At 69.4% G+C, this 16,144-nt stretch carries 14 protein-coding genes, 3 tRNA genes and 1 other RNA gene; 13 read left to right on the forward strand and 5 right to left on the reverse strand.

The annotated features are described in order from the left end of the window. Positions 1-34: 34 nt before the first annotated feature. A complete protein-coding gene (locus AB2385_RS14845) occupies positions 35-508 on the reverse strand; it encodes a hypothetical protein (protein WP_367655791.1) in 474 nt (157 codons plus the stop codon). Positions 509-694: 186 nt separating this feature from the next. Further along, a complete protein-coding gene (locus AB2385_RS14850) occupies positions 695-1,126 on the reverse strand; it encodes a CBS domain-containing protein (RefSeq protein WP_367655792.1) in 432 nt (143 codons plus the stop codon). 107 nt (positions 1,127-1,233) lie between these two features. Between AB2385_RS14850 and AB2385_RS14855 the strand changes: the two genes are divergently transcribed. From AB2385_RS14855 to AB2385_RS14875, 5 genes are all read left to right on the forward strand, one after another. Then, positions 1,234-1,926: a rhomboid family intramembrane serine protease gene (locus AB2385_RS14855; RefSeq protein ID WP_367655793.1), complete on the forward strand. Its 693-nt coding sequence runs from the start codon at positions 1,234-1,236 to the stop codon at positions 1,924-1,926. Between the two features lie 2 nt (positions 1,927-1,928). Then, a complete protein-coding gene (gene ruvX / locus AB2385_RS14860) occupies positions 1,929-2,363 on the forward strand; it encodes a Holliday junction resolvase RuvX (protein WP_367655804.1) in 435 nt (144 codons plus the stop codon). A gap of 55 nt (positions 2,364-2,418) precedes the next feature. Continuing rightward, positions 2,419-2,724 (forward strand): DUF1292 domain-containing protein, encoded by a 306-nt coding sequence (locus AB2385_RS14865; RefSeq protein WP_367655794.1) that lies wholly within the window; start codon positions 2,419-2,421, stop codon positions 2,722-2,724. A 109-nt stretch (positions 2,725-2,833) separates the two neighbouring features. Then, positions 2,834-3,868 carry an endolytic transglycosylase MltG gene (gene mltG, locus AB2385_RS14870; RefSeq protein ID WP_367655795.1) on the forward strand — a complete coding sequence of 345 codons (1,035 nt, stop codon included), beginning with the start codon at positions 2,834-2,836 and terminating at the stop codon, positions 3,866-3,868. An 85-nt stretch (positions 3,869-3,953) separates the two neighbouring features. Beyond that, complete coding sequence (locus tag AB2385_RS14875; protein ID WP_367655796.1) at positions 3,954-5,621, forward strand: peptidoglycan D,D-transpeptidase FtsI family protein; 1,668 nt, start codon at positions 3,954-3,956, stop codon at positions 5,619-5,621. Between the two features lie 5 nt (positions 5,622-5,626). Here AB2385_RS14875 and AB2385_RS14880 read toward each other — a convergent pair whose 3' ends face one another. Together AB2385_RS14880 and AB2385_RS14885 are read right to left on the reverse strand one after the other, a co-directional pair. Then, positions 5,627-6,415 (reverse strand): SDR family oxidoreductase, encoded by a 789-nt coding sequence (locus AB2385_RS14880; protein WP_367655797.1) that lies wholly within the window; start codon positions 6,413-6,415, stop codon positions 5,627-5,629. A 69-nt stretch (positions 6,416-6,484) separates the two neighbouring features. Next, positions 6,485-6,808, reverse strand: coding sequence for a hypothetical protein (locus AB2385_RS14885; protein WP_367655798.1), 324 nt, complete (start codon positions 6,806-6,808; stop codon positions 6,485-6,487). 351 nt (positions 6,809-7,159) lie between these two features. On the opposite strand from AB2385_RS14885, the gene AB2385_RS14890 reads away from it, so the two are divergent. The 4 genes from AB2385_RS14890 (at position 7,160) to AB2385_RS14905 (ending at position 7,485) form a co-directional block, all read left to right on the forward strand. Then, positions 7,160-7,235: transfer RNA gene (locus AB2385_RS14890), tRNA-Phe, on the forward strand. A 6-nt stretch (positions 7,236-7,241) separates the two neighbouring features. After that, positions 7,242-7,317: transfer RNA gene (locus AB2385_RS14895), tRNA-Ala, on the forward strand. Then, positions 7,318-7,389: signal recognition particle sRNA small type (gene ffs / locus AB2385_RS14900), an RNA gene on the forward strand. Between the two features lie 5 nt (positions 7,390-7,394). Then, positions 7,395-7,485, forward strand: a tRNA-Leu gene (locus AB2385_RS14905). A 63-nt stretch (positions 7,486-7,548) separates the two neighbouring features. Here AB2385_RS14905 and cimA read toward each other — a convergent pair. Then, the gene (cimA, locus tag AB2385_RS14910) at positions 7,549-9,144 is read right to left on the reverse strand and encodes a citramalate synthase (RefSeq protein ID WP_367655799.1); all 1,596 of its coding nucleotides are present in this window, start codon (positions 9,142-9,144) and stop codon (positions 7,549-7,551) included. A 401-nt stretch (positions 9,145-9,545) separates the two neighbouring features. On the opposite strand from cimA, the gene AB2385_RS14915 reads away from it, so the two are divergent. From AB2385_RS14915 to AB2385_RS14930, 4 genes are all read left to right on the forward strand, one after another. Beyond that, entirely contained in the window at positions 9,546-11,339 is a 1,794-nt protein-coding gene (locus AB2385_RS14915; protein ID WP_367655800.1) for a M3 family oligoendopeptidase, read from the forward strand. 200 nt (positions 11,340-11,539) lie between these two features. Continuing rightward, on the forward strand, positions 11,540-13,195 hold the full coding sequence (glpA, locus tag AB2385_RS14920) for an anaerobic glycerol-3-phosphate dehydrogenase subunit GlpA (RefSeq protein ID WP_367655801.1): 1,656 nt from the start codon (positions 11,540-11,542) through the stop codon (positions 13,193-13,195). Next, entirely contained in the window at positions 13,188-14,705 is a 1,518-nt protein-coding gene (locus AB2385_RS14925) for an anaerobic glycerol-3-phosphate dehydrogenase subunit B (protein WP_367655802.1), read from the forward strand. The genes glpA and AB2385_RS14925 overlap by 8 nt, the downstream gene beginning before the upstream one ends. Beyond that, positions 14,702-15,910, forward strand: coding sequence for an anaerobic glycerol-3-phosphate dehydrogenase subunit C (locus tag AB2385_RS14930; RefSeq protein ID WP_367655803.1), 1,209 nt, complete (start codon positions 14,702-14,704; stop codon positions 15,908-15,910). Before AB2385_RS14925 ends, AB2385_RS14930 begins: the two co-directional genes overlap by 4 nt. Positions 15,911-16,144: the final 234 nt, after the last annotated feature.

Below are 16,144 nucleotides of genomic sequence, written 5' to 3' on the forward strand. Positions count from 1 at the left end.
CGAGCGGCCCGCGGCTGAGCGACGAGACGAGCGCCTAGACGAAGATGAACCGCTTGGCGCCGCAGTGCCCGTGGACGATGACGGGGTGGATGCTCTCGCACCGGCTCTTCTTCCGGCGCCGGTCGTGGTCGCACTCCCAGTCCCAGTCGTCGTGATGCTTCTTGCCGCAGCAGCAGTGGTGCCTGCGGTCGAAGTGGTCGTCGAAATGGTCCTTCCTGTGGAAGTCGAAGCGGTGCTTCGTGTCGCGACCGAAGTCGTGTTCGAAGTGGTCTTTCCCGTGAAAGTCGAAGCGACGCTTCTTACCGCAACCACAGTCGTGCTTGTGGTCAAAGTCGTGGTGGAAACGGCCCTTCCGGTCAAAGCGGTCCGTTTCGTCGCAGTCGAAGTCGAAGCCGTCGCCGCCGCAGCACTCCTTGTCCCAGTCCCAGTCGTGGTCGCAGTCAGAATGACGGCGGCGCACGCGGTGCCGCCCGTCCTTGCAGTGACAATCGCCATGCCAGAAGCTCATCTCAGGCCGCGCCTCCCCGCTGGGCGTGTGGGGCAGAAGGGCATGCCCTACCCCAGCCATTGGTATGACGGCAGAAGGTAGCCGGTGACATAACGCGGCCAGACGCGCCGGGACGCCCCCTTCCGGAGGCGTCCCGAAAGCACCGCTACCTGACCGCAGGGTGCCGGTGGGCGCTGCGTGTCTGCGTCACTGCACGCCGGGCTGGGCGGGTTCCGAGATGGAGGAGAGCGCCTCGCCGGCCTCGTCGACGTGGATCTGCTCGGTGGCCAGGTCGCCCAGGGCGACGACGCCGACCAGGCTGTCCCGCTCCACCACGCAGAGCCGTCGGATCTGCTTCGCGGCCATGAGGTCGGCCGCCTCGTGGGCGTCCGTGTCGGGGCTGGCCGTGATCGGCGGGCTGGTCATGATCTCGCGGGCCGGCAGGGTGCGGACGTCCTTTCCCAGGGCCACGGCCCGAAGCACGATGTCGCGGTCGGTGATCACCCCGACGGGCCGCTTGCCCTCGACCACAGGCACGAAGCCGCAGTTGACCTCGGCCATGATCCGGGCCACGTCGACCAGCGACGAGTTCGGCTGGCAGGTGCGCACGTTGGTGGTCATGAGATCGCGCAGACGCATGCGTACACCTCCGGAATTTCGCACTGCCCTTAGAGTGAGTCACACCCCGGCGAGATATGCTATTTACAATCCGGCGCGGCCGCGGTACACTCCGGGGGGAATTGGTGATGGTACTGCCACTGCGCGACACCCCGCGCACCCGCGGGCGGCCGTGGGTCAACTGGTTCCTGCTTGCGGCCAACATCGTGATCTTCCTGATTGAAGTGGCGAGCCCGCAGGCGGGCCAGTGGCTGGTGAGCAACTTCGCCCTGCGGCCGACCGCCCTCCTGAGCCCGGCGGCCTGGGCGGCCACCGGCGGCTGGCCCCTGGTGACGCTGGTCTCATCATCGTTCCTGCACGGCTCCTGGGGCCACGTGGTGGGCAACATGCTCTACCTCTGGGTCTTCGGCGACAACATCGAAGACCGGCTGGGGCACGGGCGCTACCTGCTCTTCTACGTGCTCTGCACCGCCCTGTCCGGCATCGCCCACGCGCTGGCCAACCCGACCTCGCCCGTGCCCACCATCGGCGCCTCCGGGGCGGTCGCCGGGGTGCTGGGTGGGTACATTCTCAGCTACCCCCGGGCCCGGGTGCTGACGCTGGTTCCCATCGGACCGATTGTCCCGGCCCTCCGGGTACCGGCCTGGGTCTTCCTGGGGCTCTGGTTCCTGGTGCAGCTGTGGAGCGGCCTCGCACCGATCTGGCTGCACGACCTCACCCAGACCGTGGCGTTCTGGGCGCACATCAACGGATTCCTGAGCGGCATCGCGCTGGCGCAGATCCTGGCGCCGCGCCGGACGGTGGCGAACCGAGGTGAATGATGGTGCGCATAGGCGGGCTCGATGTGGGAGATAAGACGATAGGCGTTGCGCTCTCCGACGAGCTGGGCTGGACGGCCCAGGGGCTGGAGGTCATCCGCCGCCGGTCCCTGGAGGAGGACCTGGCCCGGCTGGATGAGATCGCCCGCCAGTACGGCGTGGGCCGCTGGGTGGTGGGGATGCCCCGCAACATGAACGGCACCTACGGCCCCCGCGCCGAGCTGACCCGGGAGTTCATGGAGCGCCTGGCGGAGCACAGCGGTCTCCCCGTCGAGCCCTTCGACGAGCGCATGTCGACGATGGTGGCGGAGCGGGTGCTCCTGGAGGCGGATGTCAGCAGATCGCGGCGGCGCAAGGTGGTCGACAAGATGGCGGCAGCCGTGATCCTGCAGGGATATCTGGATGCCAAAGCGCGGCGCTCGCCCGACACCGTGGTTTGACATGGTAACCCGGCTCCATTAGAATGGGAATATCTTGTGGATCGGAGTGATTGCCATGAGCCATGACCACGAGCACCAGCATGAGCACGATGACTCCCTCATCGTGCTGACGGACGAGGAAGGCAACGAGCACGAGTTTGCGCTGGTTCAGGTCATCACGGTTGACGACAAGGACTACGCGGTCCTGATCCCGGTGACCGACGGCGAGGAAGAGGACGAAGCCGTCATCATGCGGATCGATGAGGAGAACGGCGAGGAGGTCCTGGTCGAGATCGAATCCGAGGAGGAGTTCGAGCGGGTGGCTGACGCCTGGGAGGAGATGCTCGACGACGAGGAGTTCGAAGAGGAGTCCGAGAAGTAACCGGCCAACCAGCCCTCCGTACAGGAGGGCTCTTCTTTTTGTCGAAATGAACACAGGTATTCAACCTGCGCCGGAAGGATGAGCGTGGTTGTCAGTTGGAGCAAGAGCAATGCGGCTGGTGCTCGCCCTGGCGGTGCTGCTGGCCCTCCTGGCGGGAGCTGCCTACGCGGGCCTGCAGTGGGCCCTGGCGCGCCTCGGGCCGGCCGATCCGACGGCGGCTCCGGTGGAGGTCGAAATCCCCTCCGGCGCCACCACGGCCGACGTGGCCGCCATCCTGGCCGAAGCCGGGATCATCCGGGACCCGACCGTTTTCCGCTACTACGTCCGCTACCGGCAACTGGACGCGCAGCTGGTCTCCGGCCGCTACGAGCTTTCCGCCGCCATGTCCGCCGACGAGATCCTGGCCAAGCTCGTCGCGGGGGATGTGGTGGTGCGGCGCATCACCATCCCGGAAGGGCTGACCGTGGCGATGGTGGCCGACCTGCTGGACGAGGCGGGCGTGGCGGAGCGTGAGGACTTCCTGGCGGCGGTGGCCGCCGAGGCGTCCCTCAACCCCTACCTGCCCCCGGACCTGGACGTGGAGCAGCCGATGGAGGGCTACCTGTTCCCGGCCACGTACGAGTACCACAGCGACACCACCGCCGCGGAGCTGGTGGCGATGATGTTCGACCGGTTCCGGGCGGTCTGGACGGACGAGCTGCTCGCCCGCGCCGACGAACTGGGGCTCAGCGTCCACGAGGTCACGACCCTGGCCTCCATCGTCGAGACCGAGGCGCGGGTAGCGGCGGAGCAGCCCGCCATCGCCGGCGTCTACCTGAACCGGCTCGCCGTGGGCATGCCGCTGCAGGCCGACCCCACCGTCTACTACGCCCTGGGGCTGCCCCGGGCGGAGAGCCTGCGGTACGAGGACCTGGAGTTCGACTCGCCCTACAACACCTACAAGTACCCCGGCCTGCCGCCCGGTCCGATCGCGGCCCCGGGCGAGAGCGCCATCCGCGCGGTGCTGTACCCCGAGTCCCACGAGTACTACTACTTCGTGGCCAAGAACGACGGCTCGGGCGAGCACTACTTCGCGGCGACCTACGAGGAGCACCTGGAGAACATCGCCCGGGCTGAGGAGAACCTGGCGGCGCAGCAGCCGTAAGGCGCGGGTACAGCCGCCGCAACGGGGCAACATAACGCATAAGCAAAAACACCTCGGGGTAGACTCTCCACCGAGGTGTTTTTCCATGCGTATCCAGATGGCCAGGCGCACGTTCTGGCTCAGCATCGCCGCCATGCTGTGCCTTACCGCATTGGGTATACGGGTTTTCTACCTGCAGGTCCTGCAGGGGCCGGCGCTCACCCGCCAGGTGTTCCGCCAGCGCACGGAGCGGCTGCCCCTCCAGATGCGGCGAGGCGGCATCTATGACCGCAGCGGCGTGCCCCTCACCGACCCGCAGTCCGTGCTGGGGCTGGCCGTCTTTCCCCGGCTGATGGCCGACACCGCGGCGGTGGCGCCGCTCCTGGCTGAGGCCCTGGGCGAGGAGGCAGCGGCCCGGGTGCTGGAGTATGCGCTGGAGCACCACGAGGCGGCGTGGGTGATCGAGGGGCTCTCGCCAGTGGCCGCGGACCGGATTGCGGCCCTGGAGATTCCGGGCGTGGCCGTCGGCCCCACCGGGCAGCGCTATGGCCCCGGGTCGCTCGCCCGACACCTTGTGGGCTACGCCAACGCACTGGGGGGCCAGACGGGGCTGGAACTGGCCTACGACGCCGCCCTGCGGGGCGAGAACGTGCCCTACCTCGTGGCCAGCTACGACGGCCGGGGCCGCCCGCTTTTCACCAAAGCGCCCCAGGCCGTCCAGCCCCATGATCCGCTGCAGAAGGAGCCGTACGACGTGCACACCAGCATCGACGCCCGCATCCAGGCCGCGGTGGAGGAGGAGATGGACCGCACCGCCCACCCGACAGGCGGCCCTCTGCGCGCCGGCGTGGTGGTGATGGACGTCGCCACCGGCGAGCCGCTGGCCATTGCCGCACGCCCCAACTACGACCAGACGGTCCTCGCCGACGAGCACCAGCTGCGCAACCGGGCCCTCACGCCGTACGAGACGGGTTCGGTGTTCAAGCCCCTGGTCGCTGCGGAGGCGCTGGAAAGCGGCCTCGTCACGCCCGACGAGGAGTTCCTGTGCAGCGGCACCTACCGCCTGGGCGATCACACCTTCCGCGACGTGGAGGGGACCCCCCGGGGTCCGATGACGCTCCGGGAGGCGATCGTCTTCTCCTGCAACACGGCGTTCATCCGCATCGGCTACGAGCGGATGGGGGCCGGGGCGCTCCTGGCGGCGGCCCGGCGCTTCGGGCTGGATCAGCCCACGGGGGCGCTCCCCCCGGGCCATGAGCCGGTGGCGGCGCTGCCCGAACCCCGCTACGGCGGCGACGTCGCCCAGCTCAGCTTCGGCCAGGGCGGCCTGATGGCGAGCCCGCTGCAGGTGGCGCGGGCCTACGCCGCCATCGCCAACGGCGGCACGCTCCGCCCGGCCCGCCTGGTCTCGGCCGTGCGCAAGAGCGATGGCGAGGTCGTCTCCCGGCCCCACACCGAACCGTCCCGCCGGGTCATGAGCCGTGCGACGGCGGCCGAGCTGCAGGCCGCGCTGGTCGCCGCCACGATCCCCGGCGGCGGGGGCACGGGGCAGGCGGCCTGGGTGGAGGGCGTGGGGGCCGCCGGCAAGTCGGGCTCGGCCGACACGGTAATGGCCGGCCGTCCGGTCACGCATGCCTGGTTCGCAGGCTGGTTCCCGGCCGACCGGCCGCGCTATGTCGTGGTGGTACTCATCGAGGACGGGCGCGCCGGGGGCGCCTATGCGGCGCCGCTCTTCCGGCGCATCGCCGAGCGCATCCTGGCGCTGGGCGGATAGGAGTCTTACAAGCTGTTCACCATTCCGCCGTCCAGCTGAATGGCCGAGCCCGTGATGTACGAGGCCGCCTCGCTGGCGAGGAACGCCACCGCCCTGCCGAACTCCTCGGGCGTGCCGTAGCGGCCCATGGGGATGGTCGCGGCCGTTTGCTGCTGTACCTCCTCGAGAGTCCGGCCGGTGCGCTCGGCCACGCCCCGGTCCAGCTGGTCCACCCGGTCCGTGTGGATGCGCCCCGGAGCCACGCAGTTCACCGTGATGCCGTAGGGGGCGACCTCGGTGGCCAGGGTCTTCATCATGTTGGTCACGGCGGCGCGCAGGGAGTTGGAGAGGATCAGGTTCTGGATGGGCTGTTTGACGCCGGATGACGTGATGTAGATGATCCGGCCGAAGCCCCGCTCGCGCATCGAGGGCAGCGCCGCGCGGCTCAGGCGGACGGCCGGCATCAGGAGCAGGTTGAACGCGTTCAGCCAGGCGTCGTCGTCGAAGTCGAAGAACCCGCCTGCGGGCGGGCCGCCGGTGTTGGACACCAGGACGTCCACCCGGCCGTACTCGGCCAGCGCACGGGACGTGAACCGTTCCAGGTCTTCCTTGCGGGTCACGTCCGCGGCCAGCGCCAGGACCCTGCGCCCCGTTTCGGCGCGGATGCGGTCGGCGGCGGCGGTGACGGCCTCCTCGCCGCGGCTGCAGATGGCGAGGTCGCAACCGGCGCGCGCCAGCGCCAGGGCGGAGGCGTACCCCAGACCCTTGCTGGCGGCGGTGACCCACGCGACTCTACCGGACAACCCGAGATCCATCTTGGCCACTCCTTTCGCGTATAGAAGGGGGAGCACGCTACCTGCTGCTCAGGCCGCGAACTCCCCAGCTTAGGACGATCCTTCCACGTGTAGCATGTTCCGAGCCGCTTGGAGCGCCTGGAGCTTGGCATTCAACATGTCGATCTCGCTGTCCAGCGACGCGAGCGTCCGTTCGGTGGAGTGCAGGACCTCCTTGAGGGAGGCCACCTCCTGTTGGATCGCCTTCTGCTGGTCGGGGGAGAGGAGGGCCAGCGTTGCCAGGGTCTGCTCGAGGCTGGCCTGGTTCGCCAGCAAGATCTCCCGCTCGGCCTTCTTGGCGATCAGCTGCTGCTCGACTTCCCTGAGCTTCTGGGCGAAGAAGCCGATGGGGTCAAAGAACGGAATATCTGGCATAGGCCCCTCCCAGCGTCGCAACAGAATCGTTGGGTGTTGTTCCATTTTACACCGGCAGGCGCGACGCCGTCTATAGCCCCTTGATCGACGGTCGCTCCGGCGGTATCATTAAACGACTACACAAACAGCGTAGTCGACGAACGGGGACAGGTCAACCGGCGTACGGCCCCGCGGCGGCCCACTGCGTGGAAGCGGGAACGCGAAAATCGGAGCGAACCGTGGCGATACGGCTCTAGCGCGCGGATGGCGACGGGCTGACCGGGCTGCTGCCAGAAATTTGGGCTTGCCTGGGCGGGATTGATCGAGTAACATTAAAATCTACCGAGACCAGTGCAGGCCGAGATGTCATCTGGCCCGGTAGCTCAGTTGGTAGAGCACGCGACTGAAAATCGCGGTGTCGCCGGTTCGATTCCGGCCTGGGCCACCAACATATGGGGCTATAGCTCAGTTGGGAGAGCGCTTGAATGGCATTCAAGAGGTCAGGGGTTCGACTCCCCTTAGCTCCACCAGTCCGCTAGCGATCCGGCGGAACCGCGTCAGGGTCGGAAGGCAGCAGCGCACCGTCGGGTCGCTAGGTGGACAACCCGCAGATGTGGCGGAATTGGCAGACGCGCACGGCTCAGGACCGTGTCGGGTAACCACCCCCGGTGGGAGTTCGAGTCTCCCCATCTGCACCACTGAAGTGAACCTCCCCCGCTCCTGCGAGCGGGGGAGGTTCTTCCTTTACCGCACCGGCAGGGCTATCCCGATGCCGCCTCGGCCGCATCAGCGCCGTCCGCACAGGCTGTGACGCCGGCCCGGAAGACGAGGAAGTAGGCCAGGCTGTCGGTGAGCGCCTGCCACGAGGCCTCGAGGATGTTGGTCGACGCCCCCACCGTGGACCAGCGCTCCAAGCCGTCGCCGGACTCGATCAGCACCCGCACCACGGCGCCCGTGCCCTGCGAGCCCTCGAGGACGCGCACCTTGTAGTCCAGGAGATCCATCCGGGCGAGTTGCGGGTAGACCTCCGTCAGCGCCTTGCGCAGGGCCCGGTCCATGGCATGCACCGGCCCGTTGCCCTCGGCGGCGGTATGTACGACCCGGTCGCCCACCCGGACCTTGATGGCCACCTCGCTCTCCGCCGGTCCGCCGGAGGCCCCGGTCACCATCACCTTCACGCCCAGCACCTCGAAGGGAGGGCGGCCCTTGTAGGTGAGCAGGGCGAGGGATGCCTCGGCCCCCTCGTACTGGAAGCCGCGGCTTTCCCGCTCCTTCACCTGCTGGATCAGGGCCGCGGCCTCCCCGGGCGAGAGCCTGTCGCCGAAGGCGGCGATCAGGTTGGAGCGGCCGCCGACGTCGGAGATCAGGACCCGCCGCTCGTTGCCCACCGCCTCGGGGGGCACGTGCTCGTACATGGCGGGGTCCTTCAGCAGCGCGCTCACGTGGACGCCGGCCTTGTGGGCGAAGGCGTTGCGGCCCACGTAGGGCTGGGCGTCCCAGGGGGGCAGGTTGGCCACCTCGCTCACGAAGCGGCTCGCAGCCGTCAGCTCGGCCAGCTTGCCGTCGGGCAGGCAGGGAAGGCCCATTTTGAGCTGCAGGTTGGGGATGATCGCGCACAGGTTGGCGTTGCCGCAGCGCTCGCCGTATCCGTTGATGGTCCCCTGGACCATGGTGGCCCCCGCCTGGACCGCGGCGAGCGTCACCGCCACGCCCAGCCCGGCGTCGTCGTGGGCGTGGATGCCGATCCGAACGCCCGGAAACTCGGCGGCCACGCGCCGCACGACCTCCGCTGCCCTGTCGGGCAGGGTCCCGCCGTTGGTGTCGCACAGCACGAGCCAGTCGGCGCCGCCGGCCACCGCGGCCCGGAGCGTGGCCAGGGCGTACTCGGGATTGTGCCGGAACCCGTCGAAGAGGTGCTCGGCGTCGTAGACCACCTCCCGGCCGTACCGCTTGAGGTACGCGACCGACTCCCGGATCATGCGCAGGTTCTCCTCCAGGGTGGTGCCCAGGCCGCGGGTGACGTGGTAGTCCCAGCTCTTGCCGAAGAGCGCGACGACCGCCGTCTCCGCCTCGAGGAGCGCCCGGAGGGTGGCGTCTTCCTCCGGTGCGTTGCCGGCCCGGCAGGTGGAGCCGAAGGCCACCGCCTTGGCGCCGCGCAGCGGCCGCTCCTTGAGAATGCGGAAGAACTCGCCGTCCTTCGGGTTGGAACCCGGCCACCCGCCCTCGATGTAGGGGATTCCGAGGTCGGCGAGGCGGTGGGCGATCCGGACCTTGTCCTGGCACGAGTAGGAGATGCCAGCGCGCTGCGACCCGTCGCGCAGGGTCGTGTCATACAGGGTAATGGCCAACAACCTCATCGACCTCCTTGGGGAAGAATCAAGAAGGCCCCCGTCCCACGTCGGGACGGGGGCCTTGTGGCCTCCGCGGTACCACCCGGAATTGCCGCGCACGCGCGGCCGCCTCAGCCGGCACCCAGCAGTGCCGCCTCCCGGTAACGGGGGAGGGCCGGCCACGCCTACCTGAACGCAGGCTCGGGTGGCGGCTCGAAGGGGATTTTCGCCGGTTTCGCCGTGCGGGCCTCGCAGCCGGGGGCCCGCTCTCTGGGACGGCTCGGTCCGGGTACTCGCCCTTCTCATCGCCTGCAACAATCATGCGTATTTATCGACCACTTTATCCGCAGGGATTCGCCATGTCAAGCCCGAATCTCTACCGACCCACAGGAAACGTGTTCAGCGGGCAGAAGGAGGATGGATCGACGGTGAAAGCACCCCTCAGCCAGACCTGGGACCTGGATGTGTTCTTTCCCGGGGGCAGCGGCTCTCCGGAGTTCCGCGCGTTCCTGGACGAGCTGGCCGCTCGTGTGACCCGCCTGCAGGAGCAGTTGGAGGCGGCTCAGGTTCCCGCCAGCCCCGCGGAGCTGGACGGCTGGACGCCGCTCATCGTGGAGTGCCAGGAGCTGGTGCGGCGCCTCCGGCAGGCCGGGGCGTTCGTCTCCTGCCTGCAGGCGCAGTCGATGGCCGACCAGGAAGCCAAGCTCCTGCAGGGCCGGGTCAGCCAGATCGCCGCCGCGTTCGGCAACGCCACCACCCTGTTGGACCATCAGCTCAGCCAGCTCTCCGATGAGGTGTTCCTAGCCCTCCTCGCGCGGCCGGAGTTCGCCGACGTCGCCTATCCCCTGCAGGAGCGCCGGGCGCGGGCGGCCATGCAGATGGACCCGGCGCGCGAATCGCTGGCCGGCGACCTGGCCGTGGACGGGTACCACGCCTGGGGGCGGCTCTACAACGAACTCGTGGCGCGCATCCAGATTCCGTGGGAGGAGGACGGCAAGACCGTCTACCTCTCGGCCGGGCAGGCCGCCAACAAGCTGCTGGACCCCGACCGGGCGGTGCGGACGAAGCTCTTCCCGCTGTGGGAGCAGGTGTGGAGCGAGCAGGCCGACCTGATCGCCGAGGCGCTGAACCACCTGGCCGGCTTCCGCATCCAACTCTACAAGCACCGGGGCTGGGACTCGATCCTCACCGAGCCCCTGGAGACCAACCGGATGAAGGCCGAAACGCTCGAGGTGATGTGGGCGGTCATCGACCAGAACAAGGACATCTTCGTGGAGTACCTCAACCGGAAGGCCAGGCTCCTGGGGCTCGACAGGCTGGCCTGGTACGACGTGGACGCCCCGGTGGGCGAGTCCGCCGCGAAGGTGACCTACGACGAGGCCGCGGCCTTTGTCGTGGAGCACTTCGGCCGCTTCTCCCCGGACATGGCGGATTTTGCCCGGAAGGCGTTCGAGCAGCGCTGGATCGAGGCCGAGGACCGGCCGGGCAAGCGCCCCGGCGGCTTCTGCACCTCGTTCCCCCTCAGCCACCAGTCGCGCATCTTCATGACCTTCGGCGGCAACATGGACAACGTCTTCACGCTGGCCCACGAGCTGGGCCACGCCTACCACCAGTCGGTGATGAACGACCTGCCGCAGCTCGCTCAGCAGTACGCCATGAACGTCGCCGAGACGGCCTCGACCTTCGCCGAGCTGTTGGTGAACGACGCCGCCGTCCGGGCCGCCCGCAGCGACGAGGAGCGGCTGGCGCTCCTGGCCCTCAAGGCCGATCGGGCCGTGACCTTCTTCATGAACATCCACGCCCGCTTCCTCTTCGAGACCCGCTTCTACGCCGAACGGGCGAAGGGGCTGGTACCGGCCCAGCGGCTGAACGAGCTGATGGTGGAGGCGCAGAAGGACGCATTCCGCGGCGCTCTCTCCGAGTACCACCCGCACTTCTGGGCGTCGAAGCTGCACTTCTACATCACCGGCCAGCCCTTCTACAACTTCCCCTACACCTTCGGCTTCCTGTTCAGCTCCGGGGTGTACGCCCGCGCGCTGGAGGAGGGCCCCGCGTTCGCCCGGCGGTACGTGGAGCTTCTGCGCGACACGGGCCGGATGCGGGTGGAAGACCTGGCCGCCAAGCACCTGGGCGTGGACCTGACGAAGCCCGACTTCTGGCAGGGCGCCGTTGACGTGTCAGTGGTGGATGTGAAGCAGTTCCTGGCGCTGACCGAGAAGTGACACGTTCTGACTATGTCGATTAGGTCCGATGCCCCCTACGAGGCGGGTTCGGGCCAGCGTAAAATGGAAACACAAGGAGCCATAGCGGTTCCGGCCGGGCGGCCGGAACGAGGGCGCTGAGATGCGGAGAGTCGCCCCACCAGGGCACGCCAGGCCGGCGTGTCACTGGTGGGGTTTTGCCGCGAAAGGGGAGATAGAGCGTGCTGCAAGCCATCGTGATCGGCGGCGGCGTGACGGGCGCCGGCATCCTGCGAGACCTGGCCCTCCGGGGCATCAAGGCGGCTCTCGTCGAGCAGGGCGACCTGGTGCACGGCACGTCCAGCCGCTACCACGGCCTGCTGCACAGCGGCGGTCGCTACGCCGTGAAGGACCCGGAGTCCGCCCGGGAGTGTGCGGAGGAGAACCGGATCGTGCGACAGATCGCTCCGTTCGCCGTGGAGCCCTGTGGCGGGCTGTTCGTGCGGCTGGAACAGGACGACCCGGCCTACGCCCGGCAGTGGGTGACCGCGTGCCGGGACGCCGGCATCCCGGTGGAGGAGGTGGACGTGGACCGCCTGCGCCGGGAGGAGCCGCTGCTGTCCGAGTCGGTGCGGGAGGCGTACACCGTGCCCGATGCGTCCGTAGACGGATGGCGACTCGTGCAGGGCAACGTGGCCGCCGCCGAGGCGCTGGGGGCCCGGGTGCTCACCTACCGGCGGGTCGTGGGACTGCTGATGGACGGGCCCCGCGTGGTGGGCGTGCGGCTGCGGAACTTGGCCACCGGCGAGGAGGAGCGGCTGGAGGCAGAGATGGTGATCAACGCCGCCGGGGCCTGGGCCGGTCAGATTGCCGCCATGGCGTCTGTCCCCCTCAGCGTCGTGGCTGACCGGGGAGTACTGCTGGTCTACCACGGCCGCCTGACCAGCCGGGTGGTCAACCGGCTGCGCAAGCCGGGTAACGGCGACATCTTCGTGCCGGCCGGAAGCGTGACCCTCCTGGGCACCACTGCCACGCCGGTGCCGGACCCGGATAACATCGAGGTACCCGCGTCCGAGGTGCAGGAGTTGAAGCGGCTGGGCGCGGAGATGCTCCCGCTGGCCGCACACGCCCGGGTGCTGCGGGCCTTCGCCGGCGTGCGGCCGCTGTACGGGTCGCGCAGTGCCGGCAACACCCGTGAACTCTCCCGCACCTTCGTGGTGATCGACCACAAGGCCGAGCACGGGATCGACGGGCTGGTCTCGATCGTGGGTGGCAAGCTGACCACCTACCGGCTCATGGCCGAGCGGGTGGTGGACGTGGCGGCCGCGCACCTGGGCGTTACCGCCCCCTGCCGGACGGCGGTGGAGCCGATCCTGCCCCCGCCTGACCCCACCGCGCTGAGCCGGGTGGTGCACGTGGTGGGCACGGAGCGGGCCCGTGCGGTGGCGGACAGGCACCCGGCGATGCTCCCCGCCGTAGCCGAGGCCATGGAGCAGCCCGGAGGCGCCCAGGTAGTCTGCGAGTGTGAGCAAGTGACAGCCGGCGAACTGGTGGCCACCGCCCGGAGCCTCACCAACCCGTCGCTGGGCGACCTGCGGCGGAGGACACGGCTGGGCATGGGCACCTGTCAGGGCGGCTTCTGCGGCTACCGGGCGGCCCTGATCCTCGCCCGGGAGGGCATCATCTCGCCTGATCGCGTGCCTGACCTTGTGGCCCGCTTCCAGGCGGAGCGGTGGCGCGGGGTGCGGGGCGGCCTGGGCGGTCTGGAACTCCGGGCGGCCGAACTGAACTACGCCCTGGCCCGCAGCCAGCTGGCGATGGTGCCCCTGCAGGGGAGCGCCGGAGACGGCGCCGCCGCCCGGGGCGCCCTGAAGGCGGGAGGTGTGGCGGATGACTGAGCAGATGATCGGCACCCCGTGCTTTCGCGGCCGGGTGCGGCGCCCGCAGGTCCTGGTCATCGGCGGTGGCCTCGCCGGCATGACGGCGGCGCTGGCGGCGCGCCGAACGGGCGCCCGCGTCACCCTGGTGGCGGAAGGGGCCGGCGTGTTGGAACTGGCATCGGGCTGCATCGACCGGCTGGCCGTTCCGTCTGACGTTCTTCCCCCGGAGCACCCGTACCGGCTTCTCGGGATGGAAGCCGTAGACCGGGAACTGGCGGTCTTCCAGGAGGAACTCTCCCGGGTGGGGTGGCCGCTTTCCCCGGGCGTCGACGTGATCACCGCACTGGGGGCACGCCGTCCGACGTACCTGGTCGCCCCCGGGATGGCCGCACCTCCCCCGGACGCATCCGTGCGGGTGGTGGGCTTCCGGGGCCTGCGCGACTTCGACCCCTCCGTGGTGGCCGCCGGGCTGGGGAACGCTTCCTGGTGCTGGGTCGACCTTCCCGGGTCCCCCGAGGAGATCCACCCTGTCGCCCTCGCCCGGCTGCTGGAAGACGAGAACTACCGCGCCGAGGTCATCACCGCGGTTCGCACGGCCCTTAGCCAATCGCGCAAGGCGGCAGCCCCGCTGACGGGGTCCGTCTCCCTGGAAAGCGGCGAGAGCGAGTTCCCGGCGAACGGGGCAGGGGCCCTCGAGGGGAGCGGCAGCCAGTTCCCGGCGAGCGGGGCGCGGGCTCCCCAGAAGGGCGGCAGCGAGTTCCCAACCAGCGGGGTACGGGCCTCCGAGAGGGGCGGCAGCGAGCCCACGGCGAGCGGAGCATCGGCGCCGGAAAGGGGTGCCCCTGAGTCCCCCGCGACGGAAGCAGGTGCGCCGCGCGGGGCGGACCTACAGCCCGAATGGGTTCTCTTCCCCGCCGTGTTGGGGCTCGCCGGCGCCTCCCGGGTGCAGCAGGCCATCGCAGAGGCCATCGGCATGCCCGTGGCGGAGGTCCTGCTGCCGCCGCCGTCGGTGCCCGGCCTGCGTCTGGCTGAGTTCCTGCGCCGGGCCGTTCAGCTGGCGGGCGTTGACCTCGCCCTGAACAGCCGGGCGGTGCGGGCCCAGGTGAAGGACGGCCGCGTGGTCGCCGTCGTCTGCGAAGGGCCCGGCGGACGAGTACGGTACGAGGCCGAGGCCTATGTGCTGGCCACGGGTGGCCTGCTGGGCAACGGACTGATGGCCGACGGGCTCCAGGTGACGGAGCCGCTTTTCGGCCTGCCGGTCACGACGCCGCAGCCGGGCGAGCCGTCCGCCTGGGCCGATGCCAGCTTCCTGCCGGAGGGCGGCCACCCCTTCGTGCGCGTCGGCGTTGCCGTGAACGACGAACTGCGCCCGGAGGGTTTTGCGAATCTCTTCGTGTGTGGCCGGACGCTGGCCGGCTACGACCCCTACGCCGAGGGCTCCGGCGGCGGCGTGGCCGTCGCCACGGGCGGCGTGGCGGGCCGCAGGGCAGGGCGCCTGGCGCTGACGGACGGAGGTGAGCGGCGGTGATCGACCAGTACGATGCATGTCTGAAGTGCACCATCTGCGAGGTACACTGTCCCGTGCTGCGGGTCGCCCCCGAGTTCCCTGGGCCCAAGAACGGCGGACCCGGGCTCGCCCGCCTGCGCGCCGCCGGCGAGGTGGCCGAACTGGACCACCTGGATCTGTGCCTCGGCTGCCGCACCTGCGACACGGTCTGCCCGTCGGGCCTCCAGCCGTCTGAGCTGGTCAACGAGCCGAAGGTCCGCCGCGTGGGCGTCCGGGGGCTCGCGTTCCGGGACTGGGTCCTGACCCACACTTACCTGGTGGGTCCGATTGCGGTGCATATGCCGGGGCTGGTGAACGGCGTGCTCGCCAACCGGCCCATCCGCTGGACCATGGAGAAGGTGCTCGGCATCGACCGCCACAAGCCGATGCCCCGCTACGCGAACCGCTCGTTCCGCGCCTGGTTCGCGAAGCACGAATCACCTTGGAAGGACCGTCCTGCCCCCAACGGCAAGGTCGCCTACTTCCACGGCTGCTCGACCCAGTTCATGGAGCCGCAGATCGGGCAGCACGTGGTCGAGGTGCTGGAGCACAACGGGTTCGAGGTGATCCTCCCCGAGCAGACGTGCTGCGGGCTTCCCCTCATCGCCAACGGAGACCTGAACGCCGCCGCGCACAATGGCCGCTTCAACCTGCGCCACCTGCTCGAACCGGCGGAGCAGGGCATTCCGATCGTCGTGAGCTCGGTCGGCTGCTCCCTCGTCCTGAAGCACGACTACCCCAACGTCCTTCATCTGGACGGCGCCGACGTGGTAGCTCGGCAAGTCTACGACATCTCCGAGTTCCTGCTCGCCTGCCACGAGCAGGGAATGCTGCGCACGGACTTCCGCTACATGGACCAGCGGCTCCCTTACCACCAGCCCTGCCACCAGCGGGCACAGGGCATCGGGGTTCCCGCGGTGGCACTGCTGAACCTTATCCCCGGCGTGGAGACCTGGAACATCGACGCCGGCTGCTGCGGTTCCGCAGGGACCTACGGCTTCAAGAAGGAGAAGTACGAGGTCTCGATGAGGGTGGGCACCCCGATGCGGGACGCGCTGCTCGCTTCCGGCGCTCCCCGTGCCGTCTCGGACTGCGAGACGTGCCGCTGGCAGATCGAATACCAGACCGGCATTCGGGCGATCCATCCGATCAGCGTGATCTGGGAGGCCTACGGGCTCGGTTGCTGACCTCGGGCGTCCCCCACGAGAGCCGGGAGGCAGCGGGACCACCTGATGCCGCCTTCCGCCGGTTGCGTGCGTGGGTCAGTGATGCGAGGCAGCCGGCGCCGCGAAGCCGCCGCCGGAAGTCGTGGAGACTTCGGGCCCGCGTCCCCTGCACGGGTGAGGCGGGTTCATGGGGCGTGTTCGACCTGATTGGCGCGGGCGGGGTGACCCCCCCCGAAAGGGGGGTCAACCCCCAGG

It is taken from the genome of Symbiobacterium sp. (genome assembly GCF_040797425.1).
Lineage (GTDB): Bacteria > Bacillota > Sulfobacillia > Symbiobacteriales > Symbiobacteriaceae > Symbiobacterium.

What these genes read in the sequence shown, in the direction of transcription:
- AB2385_RS14855 (WP_367655793.1), top strand. Translation starts at nt 1,234, where the DNA reads ATGGTACTGCCACTGCGCGACACCCCGCGCACCCGCGGGCGGCCGTGG.
- AB2385_RS14925 (WP_367655802.1), top strand. Translation starts at nt 13,188, where the DNA reads ATGACTGAGCAGATGATCGGCACCCCGTGCTTTCGCGGCCGGGTGCGG.
- AB2385_RS14885 (WP_367655798.1), bottom strand. Translation starts at nt 6,808, where the DNA reads ATGCCAGATATTCCGTTCTTTGACCCCATCGGCTTCTTCGCCCAGAAG.
- AB2385_RS14875 (WP_367655796.1), top strand. Translation starts at nt 3,954, where the DNA reads ATGCGTATCCAGATGGCCAGGCGCACGTTCTGGCTCAGCATCGCCGCC.
- AB2385_RS14865 (WP_367655794.1), top strand. Translation starts at nt 2,419, where the DNA reads ATGAGCCATGACCACGAGCACCAGCATGAGCACGATGACTCCCTCATC.
- AB2385_RS14850 (WP_367655792.1), bottom strand. Translation starts at nt 1,126, where the DNA reads ATGCGTCTGCGCGATCTCATGACCACCAACGTGCGCACCTGCCAGCCG.
- mltG (WP_367655795.1), top strand. Translation starts at nt 2,834, where the DNA reads ATGCGGCTGGTGCTCGCCCTGGCGGTGCTGCTGGCCCTCCTGGCGGGA.
- AB2385_RS14880 (WP_367655797.1), bottom strand. Translation starts at nt 6,415, where the DNA reads ATGGATCTCGGGTTGTCCGGTAGAGTCGCGTGGGTCACCGCCGCCAGC.
- AB2385_RS14845 (WP_367655791.1), bottom strand. Translation starts at nt 508, where the DNA reads ATGAGCTTCTGGCATGGCGATTGTCACTGCAAGGACGGGCGGCACCGC.
- cimA (WP_367655799.1), bottom strand. Translation starts at nt 9,144, where the DNA reads ATGAGGTTGTTGGCCATTACCCTGTATGACACGACCCTGCGCGACGGG.